This is a genomic window from Autumnicola psychrophila (assembly GCF_031846645.1).
In the GTDB taxonomy this organism is placed as follows: domain Bacteria; phylum Bacteroidota; class Bacteroidia; order Flavobacteriales; family Flavobacteriaceae; genus Autumnicola; species Autumnicola psychrophila.
Map to the genome: position 1 here is coordinate 1 of NZ_JAVRHN010000002.1, position 16,496 is coordinate 16,496.

A 16,496-nucleotide genomic window follows, 5' to 3' on the forward strand; every position below is an offset into this window, starting at 1 on the left:
GGGGGACTATAAGCTTCAATTAATTTTTCACACTTTTATTTCGACAGTCACGGAGTCAGGCTGAGCCTGTCGAAGCCCGTTTCCAACTTCAATCACACTTCGTCAGGCTCAGTGTGACAATTCTCTACTTCAAAAGTGGTAAAAGGCATCTTTTAGATGTTCAATTTTAGTTCCTGCCTGATTCTTAATAATAGCAATAACATCAAAACGGACTTCCAGATCCAGTGCCTGCTCTTCTGCAAAGTAATTCACAGCTTTTAAAAGTTGCTGAATCTGTTTCTTTTTGATGAACTCCTGCGGGTCACCAAAGTCTGGTGTACTCCTGGTTTTTACCTCTACTGCAATAAGCGTATCGCTCTTCCTGGCGATAATATCAACTTCGGCCTGCTGGTAAACAAAATTCCTGGCTACAATTATGTAACCGTTCTTTTTCAAAAATTCAGCAGCCAACTCCTCCCCTTTTTTCCCAAGCAAATTGTGTTTTGCCATAGCAATCAAGTTAAAATCGATCTCTCTACATAAACGCTAACTAGAATAAATTGAAAATTTTTCAGGATTTTTTCAGGACTACAGCCTGCACCTTTAAATTCATATTTTCGATCTCCTGCGGCGAAGCCTTTACTACCTGGTCGCCATAGAATTTATCTGAAGGTTCATTTTCGGCACCCAAAAAGACCCTTAAATCGGTATCTTCCAACTTGCCACCATTCCACACTACAGCTCCGCTGTAATCCCATCCAAAACCATAAAAAGAAACAGGAATTTCGTTAAGTTCATTCAATTCTTTATAGGTTGTACCAACCTTCACCCCCGAGGCAGAACGCCATTTTCCTTCTTCGGCAAAGCGAATATCAAATATTTCATTATTCGCATTCCAGGTGATGTGCATTTCGTCTTTAGTCCCCGGGTAGAGAATAGCATAATTACGCTCTACTGTTCCCTCATCATATAAATTGGTTCCTTCTTCTATATTAGCATCAGAAAACCGCTCTTTCACCTCCTTTAAGTCATAATCCAGAAGTTTTTCTGCAACAAACTTGTCTGAAGCAGCTGTAGTCGCTTGTTTTGTGCTATTACAGGAATAAAGACCAATAAAGACTATTACAAAAAATAATTTTTTCATGTTTTCTGATTTATTTCCGCAGTATAAAGAACGAAAATTGCCATTTTTAAAGGGTGGCATAAATGTAGAAACAATTCCGTCATCATGATGGTCTTTTGCAAGAATTTAACTCGTAATATAGAGCAGTTGCTTACCTTTACAAGCTCAAAAAAAGATTAGGAATAAATGAACAATTCTCCACAGAGATATACGATTACCGCTGCTTTGCCATACACCAACGGACCTATACATATAGGCCATCTTGCAGGTGTTTATGTTCCCGCCGATATTTATGCACGATACCTTAGAATGCACGGCCAGGACGTGGCTTTTGTATGCGGAAGTGATGAGCACGGGGTGCCAATTACCATAAAAGCAAAGAAAGAAGGCGTTACTCCGCAGGATATTGTGGATAAATATGACGCCATCATTAAAAAATCCTTTAAAGATTTTGGTGTCTCTTTCGATAATTATTCGCGGACTTCTGCTGAAGTTCACCACGATACGGCATCAGATTTTTTTAAGTCGATGTACGAAAATGGCAAATTTATCGAGGAGACCACAAAGCAGCTATATGATGAAAAAGCAGGACAATTTCTTGCCGATCGTTTTGTAACCGGAACCTGCCCGAAATGTGGAAATGAAGAAGCCTACGGTGACCAGTGTGAAAGCTGCGGAACTTCCTTAAATGCGACAGATTTAATTAACCCTAAATCTGCCATAACAGGGGCTGTACCTACTTTAAAAGAAACAAAACATTGGTTTTTACCTTTGGATCAATATGAAAACTGGCTAAAAGAATGGATTCTGGAAGGACATAAAGCCGACTGGAAGACGAATGTCTACGGACAGGTGAAGTCGTGGATCGATGATGGCTTAAGAGCCCGTGCCGTTACTCGTGACCTGGATTGGGGAATTCCTGTGCCCGTGGAAGGTGCTGAAGGGAAAGTGCTTTATGTATGGTTTGACGCTCCAATCGGTTATATTTCTTCTACTAAAGAATGGGCAGCGCGCGAAGGCAAAGACTGGGAACTTTATTGGAAAGATGAAAACACAAAGCTTGTTCATTTTATCGGAAAAGATAATATCGTTTTCCACTGTATTATTTTCCCAACTATGCTGAAGGCGCACGGAGACTATATTCTCCCCGACAATGTGCCGGCGAATGAATTCCTGAACCTGGAAGGTAAAAAACTTTCCACTTCTAAAAACTGGGCAGTTTGGCTGCACGAGTACCTGGAAGATTTCCCGAATCAGCAGGATGTGTTGCGCTATGCTTTAACCGCAAACGCACCCGAAACTAAGGATAACGATTTTACCTGGAAAGATTTTCAGGCCAGGAACAACAACGAATTGGTAGCGATATTTGGCAATTTTATTAACCGTGTTGTAGTTCTTACGAATAAATATTATAACGGAATTGTTCCTGAACTAAATGAATATTCTGAAGTTGATGAAGCTACGATTGCTGAATTGAAAGCATATCCGGCAGTTATCGCCAGTTCTATTGAAAAATACCGCTTCCGTGAAGCACAGGCGGAACTGATGAACCTTGCACGTTTAGGAAATAAATATTTAGCCGATGAAGAGCCGTGGAAATTGATCAAGACTGATGAAGAACGGGTGAAAACGGTGATGTATGTGGCTTTGCAAATTGCATCGGCACTTGCGACTTTAAGCGAACCATTTTTACCGTTCACTTCAACTAAACTGAAGGGAATTCTTAAGATTACAGATGCTGTAGAGCACCAGGGAGAAGAAGAGGCACAGTGGGATAAAATCGCCACAAAAAAATCTTTACTTCCGGCAGGACACCAAATTGGAGAAGCGGAATTGCTTTTCAGTAAAATAGAAGATTCCGAAATCGAAAAACAACTGGAAAAACTGGAAGCTACAAAAACTGCCAACGCAGCTGAAAATCAGAAAGTAGAGCCTCAGAAGGAAACCGCGAATTTCGACGACTTTACAAAAATGGATCTGAGAGTCGGTACAATTATCGAGGCTCATAAAATGCCAAAAACCAAAAAATTACTCGTTTTAAAAGTCGACACAGGTCTTGATAAAAGAACGGTAGTATCGGGCATTGCAGAGCATTTTAAACCTGAAGATATCATCGGCAAAAAAGTTACCGTCCTCGCCAACCTCGCTCCAAGAAAATTACGCGGAGTAGAAAGCGAAGGTATGATCTTAATGACTGAAAACGCTGAAGGAAAGTTGGTTTTTGTAAATCCTGATGAAGATGGAGTTGAGAATGGAACGACGATAAATTAGTTGCTGTTCCCGACTTCGCTCGAACTGACTAGCTGGAGTTCTCTAATTATTCCCAACGATGTCCCCCGAGCAAAGTCGAGGGGTTTGTGAGAAGTACGAAACCTTCTTAGGTACTAACAACGTTCTCGACTCCGCTCGAACTGACACTCTGAAGAGAAAGAAAACCTGAAAAATAAAATTAGACTGAAAACCACTTGTCCCCCCTAGCGAAGTCGAGGGGTGGATTAGAAGCAGTAAACATTTTTTTGTCAAAAAGAGCACAACGGGTTCTCGACTCCGCTCTAACTTACACTCTGAAGAAAAAGAAAACGTAAAAAATAAAATCAGACTTAAAACCACTTGTCGCCCCGAGCGAAGTCGAGGGGTGGATTAGAAGCAGTATACATTCTTTTGTCAAAAATAGCACAACGGGTTCTCGACTCCGCTCTAACTGACACTCTGAAGAGAAAGAAAACGTGAAAAAATAAAATCAGACTGAAAACCACTTGTCGCCCCGAGCGAAGTCGAGGGGTGGGTTAGAAGCAGTAAACATTCGTCAAAAATAGCACAACGGGTTCTCGACTCCGCTCGAACTGACACTCTGAAGAGAAAGAAAACGTAAAAAATAAAATCAGACTGAAAACGACTGTCTCCCCTAGCGAAGTCGAGGGGTTGGTGAGAAGCAGTACCTAGGTACAAGCACCGTTCCCGACTTCGTTCCGAACTGGCAAAACCGAGTCCGCTCCTAAACTATCCAAAACCCAGAAAACATTACTAACTTTGCCGATCCTGATTAAATAAAATGCTCAAAATCGCTTACCACCCCATCTACAAACATCCTTTGCCAGAAGGTCACCGTTTCCCCATGGAAAAATATGAACTTTTGCCACAGCAGTTGCTGCTGGAAGGAACCTGTAGCGAAGAAAACTTTTTTGAACCTGAAATTCCGGAGGATGAGCATATTCTTGCTGTGCATAATGCAGATTATTATTCCCGGCTGAAGAACCAGGAATTGACTCCGCGGGAGGTTAGGAAGACTGGGTTTCCGCTTTCAAAAGCACTGTACGAAAGGGAAATTATTATAGCCGACGGCACAATGAAATGTTGCCACTTTTCATTGGAGTACGGAATTTCTTTTAATATCGCCGGCGGCACCCATCATGCCTACTCCAATCGTGGCGAGGCGTTTTGCCTTTTAAATGATCAGGCGATTGCAGCACGTTATCTTCAGAAGAAAAAATTAGCTGAAAAAATTCTGATCGTGGACCTGGACGTTCACCAGGGAAACGGTACTGCGGAAATCTTTGAAAATGACGATTCTGTTTTTACTTTTTCCATGCACGGGAAAGGCAATTATCCGTTTAAAAAAGAGAAATCAGATCTCGATATTGAAGTTCCGGATGGATCGGGAGATGAAGATTATCTTCAGCTTTTAAAAGAAACACTTCCGGAGCTAATCGAAGATGTTAATCCGGATTTTATCTTTTACCTCAGCGGGGTGGATATCCTGAAAACTGACAAATTAGGCAAACTTTCCTGCAGCGTCGCGGGTTGTAAGGAACGCGACAGCTTCGTGATTCGGCTTTGCCACGAGCATTATATTCCCGTACAGTGCAGCATGGGCGGCGGGTATTCTCCGGAAATCAAAACAATTATAGATGCTCACGCCAATACCTACAGACTGGCGCAACAATTCTATTTTTAACTGAATTTCGCTCCGAAAAGACCGACCTAAAATTCAAAATTGATCCCAAATTTCTGATATTCTGAAGGAAAGAATCAGTGGTTCAGAAAATATGTTCCAGGACGTGCAACTTCAATATAAATATTTCAATTTATCCCTATATTTGAAACCAAAACAGACAATTATGAGGCTTTCAACTAAATTTCTGATCTATTTTTTATGCTTTTTCCTGAATTTTTCAACTTTTGCACAGTCAAATGAAGGAAATGCAAGTTCAGAAAGGATTAGAATCAATCAAATAGGATTTTATCCCGAAGGCTCTAAAATGGCAATTATCGTTACTACAGAAGCCACCGACTTCACAATACTTACGGCGAATGATAAAAAAGAAGTTTTCTCAGGAAAACTCAGCGATGCTGAAGAATGGCCGCACAGCAAAGAAACCGTAAAACAAGCAGATTTTTCTTCCGTAGAAAAATCGGGAGAATATGTATTGCACATTCCGGGAATTGGCAACAGCCATCCTTTTGAAATTGCCGAAAATGTGCATTTTGAACCGGCAAAGGCAAGTATGAAAGCCTTTTATTTTCAGAGAGCTTCCACAGATTTACCCGAAGAATACGCCGGAAAGTGGGCAAGGGAAGCAGGACATCCCGACGATCAGGTAAAAATACATAATTCGGCTGCGTCAGAGAATCGCCCTGCGGGATCTACCATTTCCAGCCCCGGTGGCTGGTATGATGCAGGGGATTACGGAAAGTATATTGTAAACAGCGGGATAACAATGGGAACCTTGTTTTCGCTGTATGAGGATTTTCCAGAATACCTCGATACCCTTAATTTGAATATTCCCGAAAGCACCAACAACATTCCTGATTTTCTTGATGAAACGCTGTACAATTTACGATGGATGATGACCATGCAGGATGAAGATGGTGGTGTTTATCACAAACTCACCAGCGCAAATTTTCATGGAGCTGTTGCCCCAAAAAATGCCACTTTACAGCGTTGGGCGGTACAAAAAGGAACTGCGGCCACATTAGATTTTGCAGCAGTAACTGCACAGGCAGCAAGAATATTCAGCGACTATAAAACAGAATTGCCGGGATTGGCAGATTCGCTGCTTGTAATGAGCAAAAAAGCCTATCGTTGGGCGAAAGAAAACCCAACTGTAACTTACAGACAAGGAGAATTGCAAGATCCGGAAGTAAGCACCGGCGCCTATGGAGACCGGAACTTTAAAGATGAACTGCAATGGGCGGCGACGGAACTTTTTATAACCACCGGAAAAGAGGAATACTATAAAGACGCAGACATTGAAAGCTCTTTAGAATCTGACTTCGGAGTTCCTTCATGGCCCAATGTAAATACCCTTGCCCTCTATTCTCTTGCCAGGCACAGGGACAAATATCAGGACAGTGAGCTTGTAGATATAGACGCTATAATAGCCCAGCTTAGGAAAATGGCCGATGATCTGGTCGCATCTTCAAATACATCAGCTTATGCGGTCCCAATGGGAACCGCCGAATCTGACTTTGCCTGGGGAAGCAATTCTGAAGCCGGAAACCAGGGTGTACTTCTTCTAAATGTCTATGAAATTACCGGCGACGAGAAATATCTAAACGCTGCAAATGACAACCTGGATTATTTGTTGGGAAGGAATGCTACTGGCTTTTCTTTTTTGACCGGTTATGGCGAAAAATCTACCAGGGATCCACATCACAGGCCTTCAGAATCTGATGATATCGATGACCCGGTCCCGGGACTTCTGGCCGGTGGCCCAAACCCTGGTCAACAGGATATCGCCGGTTGTGGAGACAAGTATACAGCTGCGCACCAACATCCGGCAACGTCCTACATCGACGATCGCTGCAGTTATGCCAGTAATGAAATTGCGATTAACTGGAATGCGCCTTTTGTATATCTCGCCAATGCCATAGAGGCAATAAGGTAGTCTCAGTTTCAGGAGAAAGAGGTTTTAAAAGGGATTGGTTTATCTCCCTGAATAAAGGCTTACCTTTACCGCTCACAATCCAGATTTAAATTACATGTCGTTTAAAAAATTAAATACTCCGCTTAAAGAAGCCCTTGACAGGCTTGGATATGAAAGTCTACTGCCTTTCCAAAAGAAATTAATCCCGAAGATCAAGAGCGGAAAAAACCTTTTTGCAATCGCTCCCGAAGGTAACGGAAAATCGACTGCCATTGTAATTAGCACCCTGCAGATCCTGGAAAGCAAAGCTTTTGAAGATGCCCCGCGGGCCCTGATCTTTGTAAAAGACAAACAGGCTGCTTTAGAACTGGAAGAAAAATTCAACGAGTTTACCAGGTATATGGATGTAAGGGTTTTTAGCGCTTATGACGAACCTGATATCGAACAGCAAAAGGTTTCCATTTATGAAGGTGTAGACGTGGTGATCGCCACTCCAAACAAGCTGTTCAAGCTTTTTAAAATCACCGGAATAAATGTGAGCCAGTTAAAGTTGTTTATCGTTGAAGACGCCGAATTCCTTCTTAACAGCAGAGATTTCAACGATCTCATCCGGGTTCCAGCACATATTACCAAATGCCAGTACCTTGTTTTTGCTTCGGAATTTAATTCCAAAATAGAACGACTAAAAGATTCTTTTATGTCACATTCTGAAGTGGTGCGCGCGGAAAAATAACTCTGGATTTTTCCGTATGCTTTTTGCTGGTTTTAGCCGGAGCTAATTTTTAGCACGAAATAGAGGCGGCTTAGTTTCTGAACAAAAAACCTAAACCACCTCTAACTCGAACCTTTACTTCTGAAACTTTTCAGAACCTTTAAAGAACTCCCGAAATTATTCCGACTACTTGCCCATCAACAGGATTTCGTTACAGATCACTTCGGTTACATAACGCTTTATACCCTCTTTATCCTCATAACTTCTGGTGGTGAGTTTTCCTTCGATTCCCACCTCTTTTCCTTTGGGAACATAACTTTCGATTAACTCAGCGGTTTTGCCCCAGGCGACTATATTGTGCCATTGCGTATCTGTTATTTTTTCTCCTTTGGAATTTTTATAACTTTCATTTGTGGCGATAGAAAATTTCGCCAGCTTTTTACCTGATTCAAGATTTACGATTTCAGGATCGTTACCTACGTGACCAATTAACTGTACTTTGTTTCTTAAAGTGCTCATAACTATAGAATTTATTGCAGCTGAAAATCATTAGTTCATTTCAACAGGACAAACATACTGCAGGCGTTAAGTGCTAATCGGTTGTCAATTATTTGCTTACGTTTACATCCGTTTGCAAACGTTTAAAGTTGGATAATGAATTTATTAATTTTAAAATTCTTTTCTTAAAAGAAGGTGGAAATCTCGAAATCTACACAATAAGTGCTGAATTTAGTAGATTAGTTGAGATAATAAATAAAGATGTAAATGTATTGGTGTGTTGATTACACTTGTTACCTGCAAGCCACAAATAAATTCGTCTTCGAAAAAATAATTAGCTATTTTGCATAGAAATAAAACCTTATCAAAAAATGAAATTTGAAAATGAATCCTACATAACAGGAGAAGGAATTTATTACAAAGGTGTCTTAAGAGACATAAAAAGATCCAAAATTTCATTTCAGCCTATCTATGAAGCTTTCACAAATTCACTAGAGGCAGTAAAAATTAAATCTAAAACTAAAACAGATTTTAAAGGTGAAATTCGAATTAGAATTTATTCAACGCAGAACACAGATGAAAGTTTAAGCTTTTCAAGATTAGAAATTGAGGATAATGGGATTGGATTTAATGATGAGGAATTTAATCGATTTGTTACTTATAAGGATTTTACGAAAGGATTCAAAAATTTAGGATCTGGAAGGATTCAATACGTTCATAATTTCGATAACACAAAATTTATAAGCAAGTACCAATCAAATGGTGACTTCAGGGAAAGAGAATTTGTAGTTTCTAAAGATGATAAATTCTTAGCTAAAAACTCAATCACCTTCCACAAAAAAGACAAACTTATTTTTAAAGGTGAAAGCACTGGAACGAGACTTATTTTTGAAGGATTACTAGATAAAACAAAGGCGAGTTATCATTCGTTAAACGATAAGATATTAAAAGACCACTTATTAAAACGGTACGTTCAATATTTTTGCCTTAATAAAGAAAGTCTTCCTACAATAAAAATCGAACATTTTATCTACGGTGAAAAATTAAGTACTTCCTATATAACTATAAAGGATATTCCAAAAATTGATAAGACTACTAATATTGATGTTGAATATTCAAAATTATCTGATGATGGGAAAAATGTAATTAATGTAGATAAATCAGAAACTTTTACTATAAATGCATACAAACTCAACAAGTCATTTCTTAAAGAGAATCAAATAAAGCTTACTTCCAAAGATGAAGTTATAGAAAACTTTGATATTGATTTGCAATTGTTGACCAAAGACGAAATTATTGATGACAGTCATTTTCTTTTTCTCATTTCTAGTGACTATTTGGACGAAAAAGACAAGAATGAAAGAGGAGAAATTGATATCCCTAATTATCACGAATTTTCTAGCAATTCAAATGTTTTTTATGAAGAAGAAATAATTCTAGATTTAGTAGAAAACCAAATTAATGGAGCTGTTTATGAGTTATATCCGGAAATAGAGAAGATAAATAAAGTGAAACAATTAGAATTTGAGAAATTGAAACAGATGTTCTTGCTATCAGATCTCGAAGATTTAAATATATCTCCTAACGATAGTGACAAAAAAATTTTAGAAAAGTTCTATACAGCAGAGGCGAAAAAGCAAGCAGAATTGGATGCGAATTTGAAGCATAGTATCGACCGTTTAAATATTCTCGATACTACAGCGGAAGATTATAGTGACTCATTAGAAAAAGAAATTGAAAATATTGTGCGAGTGATTCCTTTACAAAATAAAAAGGAGCTTACTCATTATGTGGCTCGCAGAAAATTAGTCCTGGAACTATTTGCTTTAATACTTGATAGAAAATTATCCGTTCAAAATGATGGTTCCAGAAATAAAGACGAAGCTCTTCTACATAATCTAATTTTCCAACAATCTAACGATAGCTCGGATAAAAGTGATTTATGGATAATTAATGAAGATTTCATTTATTTTCAAGGAATATCCGAATCAAAACTATCCGATTTGGAAATTGATGGTGAAAAATTACTTAGAGATGATTTGACGAAAGAAGAGGAAGAATTTATAAGATCTCTTGGCGAAGACCGTTATGCAAAAAGGCCAGATATTCTTCTTTTCCCAGAAGAACAAAAATGTATAATAATAGAATTTAAAAACCCAAGTGTCAGCGTTTCAGATCATTTAAATCAAATCAATAATTACGCTACCCTTTTGAAAAACTTCACAACTTCACAATTTAATCTTACCACATTTTATGGTTATTTAATTGGTGAAAAAATAAATGCTTTAGACGTACGAACATACGATGCGGATTTCAAAGATGCTTATAATTTTGATTATCTCTATCGTCCGGCAAAAACAATAGCTAATCTATTCAATTCAAATCAGGCGGAGGGAAGTCTTTATACAGAGGTTTTAAAATATTCTACATTACTTGAAAGAGCAAAAATGCGTAACAAAACATTTATTGAAAAAATAACTAATAATAAACAAGATCAAGTGTAGTTGGCCAGCAGGTAACAATGGTTCATCGCCAATAAGCGGCACCGTTAGTAAGAAAATAATTAACTTGACCAACGAACCAATACTAATCCGACAAGTCCGCGTCCCTACTCCCGCAACTTGCATTATTCGAGACGTTGGGGCAGCTGAAAAACTCAACGGATAAATCGAATCTTTGAAATCTGAAATAGAAGAATGAACAAAAATGGAGCATAAAAACAACAATACTGACCCACTAATATTGGAAGAAGGACAAGGGCGAGTTTATAACTGTGGAACAATGACGGCTGTATTTAAAGCAGACGAAAAGGAAACAAATGAACAATACAGTATTTCAGAATGGTGGTTGGAACCGAATTCGGATGGACCAGGTGCACACCAGCACGAAGAAAATGATGAAGTTATTTATGTCCTTGCAGGTACAACTTCTATGCTAATCGCAGAAAAATGGATTGACGCCAAAAAAGGAACTTTTATCAGAATTCCGGCAAAAACTACTCACGATTTTAAAAACAAAACTGACCAAAGGACAGGAGTTTTAAACTTTTTCATTCCGGGCGGATTTGAACGGAATATGCCCTCAATTGTGAAATGGTTTGAAGACAATAAATAAAAAAACCGACTGCACAACAATGCCTATAAGTAATTGCTTGTTCTCGCCTACTTCTGAAAAGAATAATTGTTTAAGTATTATTAAAATAAACAAAAAATGAACATTATATATTTCTTCCACTAGGTTAGTTACCTACAGTATCCAATAACATTATTTGCTATGTTTTACTGGCGGGTCTAAACACGTTTGTCTTCGGGCAATCAAGCTACTTTATTACACTATCTAACCTAGTTCGGCTAAATAAAAATTAACCTTTAAAAAATAGATCATGAAAGATTACAAATTAGAAACGCTGATTTACTATTCTAAACTTACTTTAGATAAGGAACATATAGCAAAAGATTCAAAAAAAGATATTCAGGCAAAGCTGGATGATTATGCTCAAAAAGGGTATCGATTAGTTTCTACAGATGCCACAGATTTTGGTTTTGCTGTCTATTTCTATCTTTATTTTGAAAAAGATAAAATTTAATTTTAAATCAAGTGTTCCAATAACAGGTTCTACAGTGCTTTGGCGTTTGCCTTTCATATAGCGGCCACGCCTGCTTTTTACACGTTCAACATTCCTGTCATACTCCTCGCGGTAAGCTGTAATGTTGATACTTTTTTGATGGCTTTTTCCAATGCAGGCCGTTTTTATAGGACTGTCTTTACAATCTGCCCGTGTGGTGTGGGAAAACAGTTTTGACTAACTTGACAATTTATTATCAACGCTTAAAAATAAGGAAATGAAAAATAATCTATTATTCAATTTTAAAGTAAACAAAGAAAATAACACCGTAAATGTGGAAAGGGAATTTGCCGCAAACCTTGATTTAGTTTGGGATGCTTGGACTAAACCAGAGTTACTTGACCAATGGTGGGCACCAAGACCATATAAGGCTGTAACAAAATCTATGGATTTTAGAGAAGGAGGCACGTGGTTGTACTATATGTTAAGTCCTGAAAACCAAAAACACTGGTGTAAAAACGATTATTTGAAAATTAATCTGAAAAAGAATTATACGGGATTAGATGCGTTTTGCGATGAAAATGGCAATGTCAGCCAAAATATGCCGAGAACTAAATGGATAAATACATTTACAGTAAAAAGTGCTGAAAAAACACTCGTATCAATCGTTTCAACTTATGAAAAACTTTCTGACTTGGAACAAATAATAAAAATGGGCTTCCAAGAAGGGTTTACCGCAGGTTTAAACCAGTTGGATGAATTATTGAAAAAATTAAAGACCTAAATATGAAAAAGAGAGGGTGTAAATTAAACTCTGTCTGAAGAGAATTTTAAATTCATTTTTTCAGACAGACCTATGACAAAAGAAGAACAACAAAAGTTAAGGAAGAAAGCTTTGGAGCAGTTTATGTCAGGCAAAAGCCCTTGATGCAGAAATGGATTCTCATCTTAATGGACAAGAGCGTTAATATAAACTACTTAAATTCAGTTATTTAACAAATAGAAGCCTTAAATTTACTGTATTTACTAATTAACCAGTAATGAAGGTCTTCAGAAAAATTCGCTATAGACTACTTACAGAGAATAAGTTCACTAAATATCTTATCTATGCGATTGGTGAAATAGTACTTGTTGTCATCGGGATTCTAATTGCCTTACAAATCAACAATTGGAACCAGGCGAGAAAAGATAACCAGGCCTTAAAAGAATATTTGGGGAAAATAAAGGTTCATACTTTAGAAGATCTGCGCATTCTGGATACGCTTACAAAGTATAGAACACAAACAGCTATACAATGTAAAAAGGCACGAGTACGCATATTAGATAAGACAGAAAATGAAGACCTTATACTTTTCATGTCTTGTGGCGTTGCCTTTGCTGATTACTATTTCAAACCAAATACCGGTGGATATGAAGCACTAAAAAATTCATCCTATTTTGGAAAGATAAACAACACCCTTCTGGATTCTCTATTAACCAGTTACCACGGCATAATTGAGGACATTGCGGAAAACGAAAAAAGCTATAACGAATATGTAGTAAATCAGGAGACCTATCTTTCTACTCAATTCGATACATCCTTGATTCTCGCTTCAGCCTTTTTGCCACAAGATTCACTCAGAATAAGGGCTACTCCCCAGTCTGAATATTTCCAGGTCTTTGCAGAATATACCGCTTCTGCTCCTTATCGAAATGTCATTAGTCTGGCCGCCTTTCAATTAGATGCCATGGTTCTACAATATGGCCAGCTAAAAAATGTAGGACAGGGGATAATTAAAGAAATTGATGCGCAGAGCAGTGATGAGACTTCTTACTTCGCATCCAGACTTTATTGAATATAAAAGGTGAAAATTTAAGGCGTAATTTTAGAATATCATGACCAGGAAAAAAGTAAAGCGAATACTAAGAATAGTATTTATTGCTGCAAGTATATCTTCTTTATGGTTCGTACCATGGATTTTAGTAAAAGCCTGGATTTTACCACTACCTGATACAGTCCAGGAGCAATTGAATGAAGGAATCGATCACGGGTTTGATGGAATGATTGTTTATGTTGACGAAGCAGGAAAACCTCCGGCATTTTATGCGGCTGGCTGGCACGATCGCAAAGAGAAAATTCCTGCCTACCCACAAGCCTTATTCAAAATTGCCAGTATTACAAAGCTTTATATCGCTGTTGCTACTACAAAATTAGTCAAAGAGGGACAACTATCTTTGGATAAGACACTTGCCGAATACTTTCCAGAACTTGCAGAAAGAATTGAAAATTCAGAAGCAATAACTTTGAGAATGATGGTGCAACATAGGAGTGGTATTCCAAATTTTGTTGATCATCCTGAATTTTGGACGAAACCTCCAAAGAACAGACAAGAAACCCTCAATTATGCTTTGGATTTACCAGCCGATTTTGAACCAGATGAAGATTATGGCTATTCAAATACCAATTATATGTTGATTGAGGATCTTATTTATAAAACGGTAGGCTATCCTCATCAACAGTATATAAAGGAGGAAATCTTAATTCCTCTTGGGCTTAAAAATACTTTCGGTTCGCTAGGAGAAGTGAATATCGACGATGTTATGAGTGGTTATTATGTTGGCATAGATAGAGACTTTAAGACTGAAGATTCAGGTTTAATGCTAGCAACCGCAGAAGACGTGGGCATATTTCTTAGAGCATTAAACGATGGTTCAGTGTTTAATAATGGGGAACAGGAAATTTATTCTTCAATATATGTCTACGAACATACAGGTCTAATTGTTGGGTATCAGAGTATAGCAAAATACTACAAAGACATAGATACAGTTATTGTTCAATTTAATAACACCACCAACTTCGATGGTTACGACTGGAATTTAGCGGAGATTATAAATAATCGTATTGAGAAAATTGTAAGAAAAAAAAGAAGCTAAAAAATTGTTATTATCAATAGAAACTCCACTAAATGAATTCTGCTACTATTATAATTATTGCCAAAACCAGCGCCCAATAATGGGTTTTATTAAAAAATTGTAATTTTAAAAATAAGAAAAGAAAGTGCTCAACACTACAAGTCTCCGTCCCTACCTCCGCAACTTGTAGTAACCGGGATCGTTGGGCACGATTAAAGATAAATTTCAAGATTATGAGTGATGAAGAATCAAATGTTAATGCTTTAATTCACTTAGGGCAAGGAAAGTTAGTATCAAAACTTTATCAAGATCTTTTAAGTAAACCAAGTAAGAAAGCAGGACAAGCTTTAGGTACTATCGTGAATGTTAGTAATACCGTTTTATGGCCTATAAAATGGTTCAATGAGAGAACAAGATTATATTTTGAGAATAATCTAAAAAAATACGAGGAAAAACTGGAAAAAGTACCTGAAGAAGAAATTACTCCAGTCCCTACAGAAATATCAAATCCGATTTTGGACAGATTCTCGTATGTTTCCAATAAAGAGTTAAGTGATGCCTTTGTTAAATTATTAGCCAGTGCTTCATCTTCCAAAAAAGCAAAAGATGCTCACCCAGGTTTTATACAAATTATTGATAGAATTTCACCCGACGAAGCTCGTATTTTAAAATATTTAGCAACCGCAATTGCAATCCCTGTAGTAGACATTAAACATCATAACAATCCTGACAATTCGACACAGTATCGACTTGTGATTAAAGGGGAAACAGGTTTAAAACAAAAATTGATATTAAACTGGCCGGACAATTTACCAATCTACTTCAATAATTTAGAGTCATTAGGTCTGATTAGTAGAAAACCCTATTATCTTACTATACTTGAAACAAAATTCGAAACCATTCTAGAAGATTTAGATCCTAAGCTCAAAAAAGTATTTGAAAATTATAATGAAGAGGAACTTAGAGAAGTGAGAAAAGAAGATAAAGGAATGTATGAGAAAACCAATTTTGGCAATATGTTTATAAGAGCATGTATTAGGGGTTAACTGTGTCTAACAACGGATTTTATTAAAAAATTGTAATTTTAAAAATAAGAAAAGAAGGTGCTTAACACTACAAGTTTCCGTGCCTTCCCCCACTATCTATGTTATTCGGAATCGTAATAATGTATTTTTAAATTGATTAAAAAAGTGGAAACTGAAAATTACACATTAAAAGAAATAGAATCGTCTGACATAGAAAATATTCACAAAGGCTTATCTGACCCAGATGTAACAAGATTTTACGATGTACACTTCTCTACCTTAGAAGAAACAGAAGAGCAAATGGAGTGGTACCGAAATTTAAAGAAAGAAGGCACTGGAATCTGGTGGGGAATTTATGATAAACAGTGGAATCAGTTTTGTGGCGCCGGAGGTTTTAACGGTTTAGATAAACAACACAAAAAAGCTGAAATCGGACTCTGGCTTATAAAAGAGTATTGGGGAAAAGGAATTCTCAAAGAAATAATGCCGAAACTATTTGAGCACGGCTTCGCTACACTCAATCTAAATCGGATAGAAGGTTCTGTTGTAGGCGAAAATAAAAAGTGTAAAAGTGCACTGGAAAAAATAAACTTCCGGTATAAAGGAACCTTGAGAGAAAGTGAGATTAAAAATGGAGAAAAAATCAATGTTGATTTTTATTCGATTTTAAAAAGGGAATGGCAACAGCAAAATTCATTTTAGCAACGCATAACCCGACCAGGAGATAACGTAAAACTGAAAATCATTATCTTCAACAACGAAACCGTTCTAAGCGGGCAAACCTTTGTTTCCTATTCCGCCAGTTTGTAACTTAATCGTAAGCATCGTAAAATCA

Annotated in this window: 16 protein-coding genes; 12 read left to right on the top strand and 4 right to left on the bottom strand. The window is 37.4% G+C overall.

Annotated elements, in window-relative coordinates; all coding sequences use genetic code 11:
* Positions 1–129: 129 nt before the first annotated feature.
* Positions 130–489 carry a YraN family protein gene (locus RM541_RS02530; RefSeq protein WP_311498657.1) on the bottom strand — a complete coding sequence of 120 codons (360 nt, stop codon included), beginning with the start codon at positions 487–489 and terminating at the stop codon, positions 130–132.
* Between the two features lie 61 nt (positions 490–550).
* Positions 551–1,123: a hypothetical protein gene (locus RM541_RS02535; RefSeq protein ID WP_311498658.1), complete on the bottom strand. Its 573-nt coding sequence runs from the start codon at positions 1,121–1,123 to the stop codon at positions 551–553.
* A 165-nt stretch (positions 1,124–1,288) separates the two neighbouring features.
* On the opposite strand from RM541_RS02535, the gene metG reads away from it, so the two are divergent.
* The 4 genes from metG to RM541_RS02555 all read left to right on the top strand — a co-directional run bounded on the left by metG (position 1,289) and on the right by RM541_RS02555 (position 7,702).
* Positions 1,289–3,373 carry a methionine--tRNA ligase gene (gene metG / locus RM541_RS02540; protein ID WP_311498659.1) on the top strand — a complete coding sequence of 695 codons (2,085 nt, stop codon included), beginning with the start codon at positions 1,289–1,291 and terminating at the stop codon, positions 3,371–3,373.
* A gap of 781 nt (positions 3,374–4,154) precedes the next feature.
* Positions 4,155–5,057, top strand: coding sequence for a histone deacetylase family protein (locus tag RM541_RS02545; RefSeq protein ID WP_311498660.1), 903 nt, complete (start codon positions 4,155–4,157; stop codon positions 5,055–5,057).
* A gap of 163 nt (positions 5,058–5,220) precedes the next feature.
* Complete coding sequence (locus tag RM541_RS02550) at positions 5,221–6,990, top strand: glycoside hydrolase family 9 protein (RefSeq protein ID WP_311498661.1); 1,770 nt, start codon at positions 5,221–5,223, stop codon at positions 6,988–6,990.
* A gap of 94 nt (positions 6,991–7,084) precedes the next feature.
* A complete protein-coding gene (locus RM541_RS02555; RefSeq protein ID WP_311498662.1) occupies positions 7,085–7,702 on the top strand; it encodes a DEAD/DEAH box helicase in 618 nt (205 codons plus the stop codon).
* A gap of 165 nt (positions 7,703–7,867) precedes the next feature.
* Here RM541_RS02555 and RM541_RS02560 read toward each other — a convergent pair whose 3' ends face one another.
* Positions 7,868–8,200 carry a single-stranded DNA-binding protein gene (locus tag RM541_RS02560; RefSeq protein ID WP_311498663.1) on the bottom strand — a complete coding sequence of 111 codons (333 nt, stop codon included), beginning with the start codon at positions 8,198–8,200 and terminating at the stop codon, positions 7,868–7,870.
* A 350-nt stretch (positions 8,201–8,550) separates the two neighbouring features.
* On the opposite strand from RM541_RS02560, the gene RM541_RS02565 reads away from it, so the two are divergent.
* From RM541_RS02565 to RM541_RS02575, 3 genes are all read left to right on the top strand, one after another.
* Positions 8,551–10,683 (top strand): ATP-binding protein, encoded by a 2,133-nt coding sequence (locus RM541_RS02565; RefSeq protein WP_311498664.1) that lies wholly within the window; start codon positions 8,551–8,553, stop codon positions 10,681–10,683.
* Positions 10,684–10,885: 202 nt separating this feature from the next.
* Complete coding sequence (locus RM541_RS02570; protein ID WP_311498665.1) at positions 10,886–11,293, top strand: cupin domain-containing protein; 408 nt, start codon at positions 10,886–10,888, stop codon at positions 11,291–11,293.
* 268 nt (positions 11,294–11,561) lie between these two features.
* Positions 11,562–11,765, top strand: coding sequence for a DUF4177 domain-containing protein (locus tag RM541_RS02575; protein WP_311498666.1), 204 nt, complete (start codon positions 11,562–11,564; stop codon positions 11,763–11,765).
* Here the strand turns inward: RM541_RS02575 and RM541_RS02580 are convergent.
* Positions 11,691–11,975 carry a transposase gene (locus tag RM541_RS02580; RefSeq protein ID WP_311498962.1) on the bottom strand — a complete coding sequence of 95 codons (285 nt, stop codon included), beginning with the start codon at positions 11,973–11,975 and terminating at the stop codon, positions 11,691–11,693. The two genes, RM541_RS02575 and RM541_RS02580, sit on opposite strands and share 75 nt — an antisense overlap.
* A gap of 46 nt (positions 11,976–12,021) precedes the next feature.
* Between RM541_RS02580 and RM541_RS02585 the strand changes: the two genes are divergently transcribed.
* The 5 genes from RM541_RS02585 (at position 12,022) to RM541_RS02605 (ending at position 16,363) form a co-directional block, all read left to right on the top strand.
* Positions 12,022–12,528, top strand: a complete 507-nt coding sequence (locus RM541_RS02585; RefSeq protein WP_311498667.1) for an SRPBCC family protein — start codon at positions 12,022–12,024, stop codon at positions 12,526–12,528.
* 256 nt (positions 12,529–12,784) lie between these two features.
* On the top strand, positions 12,785–13,579 hold the full coding sequence (locus tag RM541_RS02590) for a DUF6090 family protein (RefSeq protein ID WP_311498668.1): 795 nt from the start codon (positions 12,785–12,787) through the stop codon (positions 13,577–13,579).
* 40 nt (positions 13,580–13,619) lie between these two features.
* Positions 13,620–14,657 carry a serine hydrolase domain-containing protein gene (locus RM541_RS02595; RefSeq protein WP_311498669.1) on the top strand — a complete coding sequence of 346 codons (1,038 nt, stop codon included), beginning with the start codon at positions 13,620–13,622 and terminating at the stop codon, positions 14,655–14,657.
* A gap of 212 nt (positions 14,658–14,869) precedes the next feature.
* Positions 14,870–15,682: a DUF4393 domain-containing protein gene (locus tag RM541_RS02600; RefSeq protein WP_311498670.1), complete on the top strand. Its 813-nt coding sequence runs from the start codon at positions 14,870–14,872 to the stop codon at positions 15,680–15,682.
* Between the two features lie 144 nt (positions 15,683–15,826).
* A complete protein-coding gene (locus tag RM541_RS02605) occupies positions 15,827–16,363 on the top strand; it encodes a GNAT family N-acetyltransferase (protein ID WP_311498671.1) in 537 nt (178 codons plus the stop codon).
* Positions 16,364–16,496: the final 133 nt, after the last annotated feature.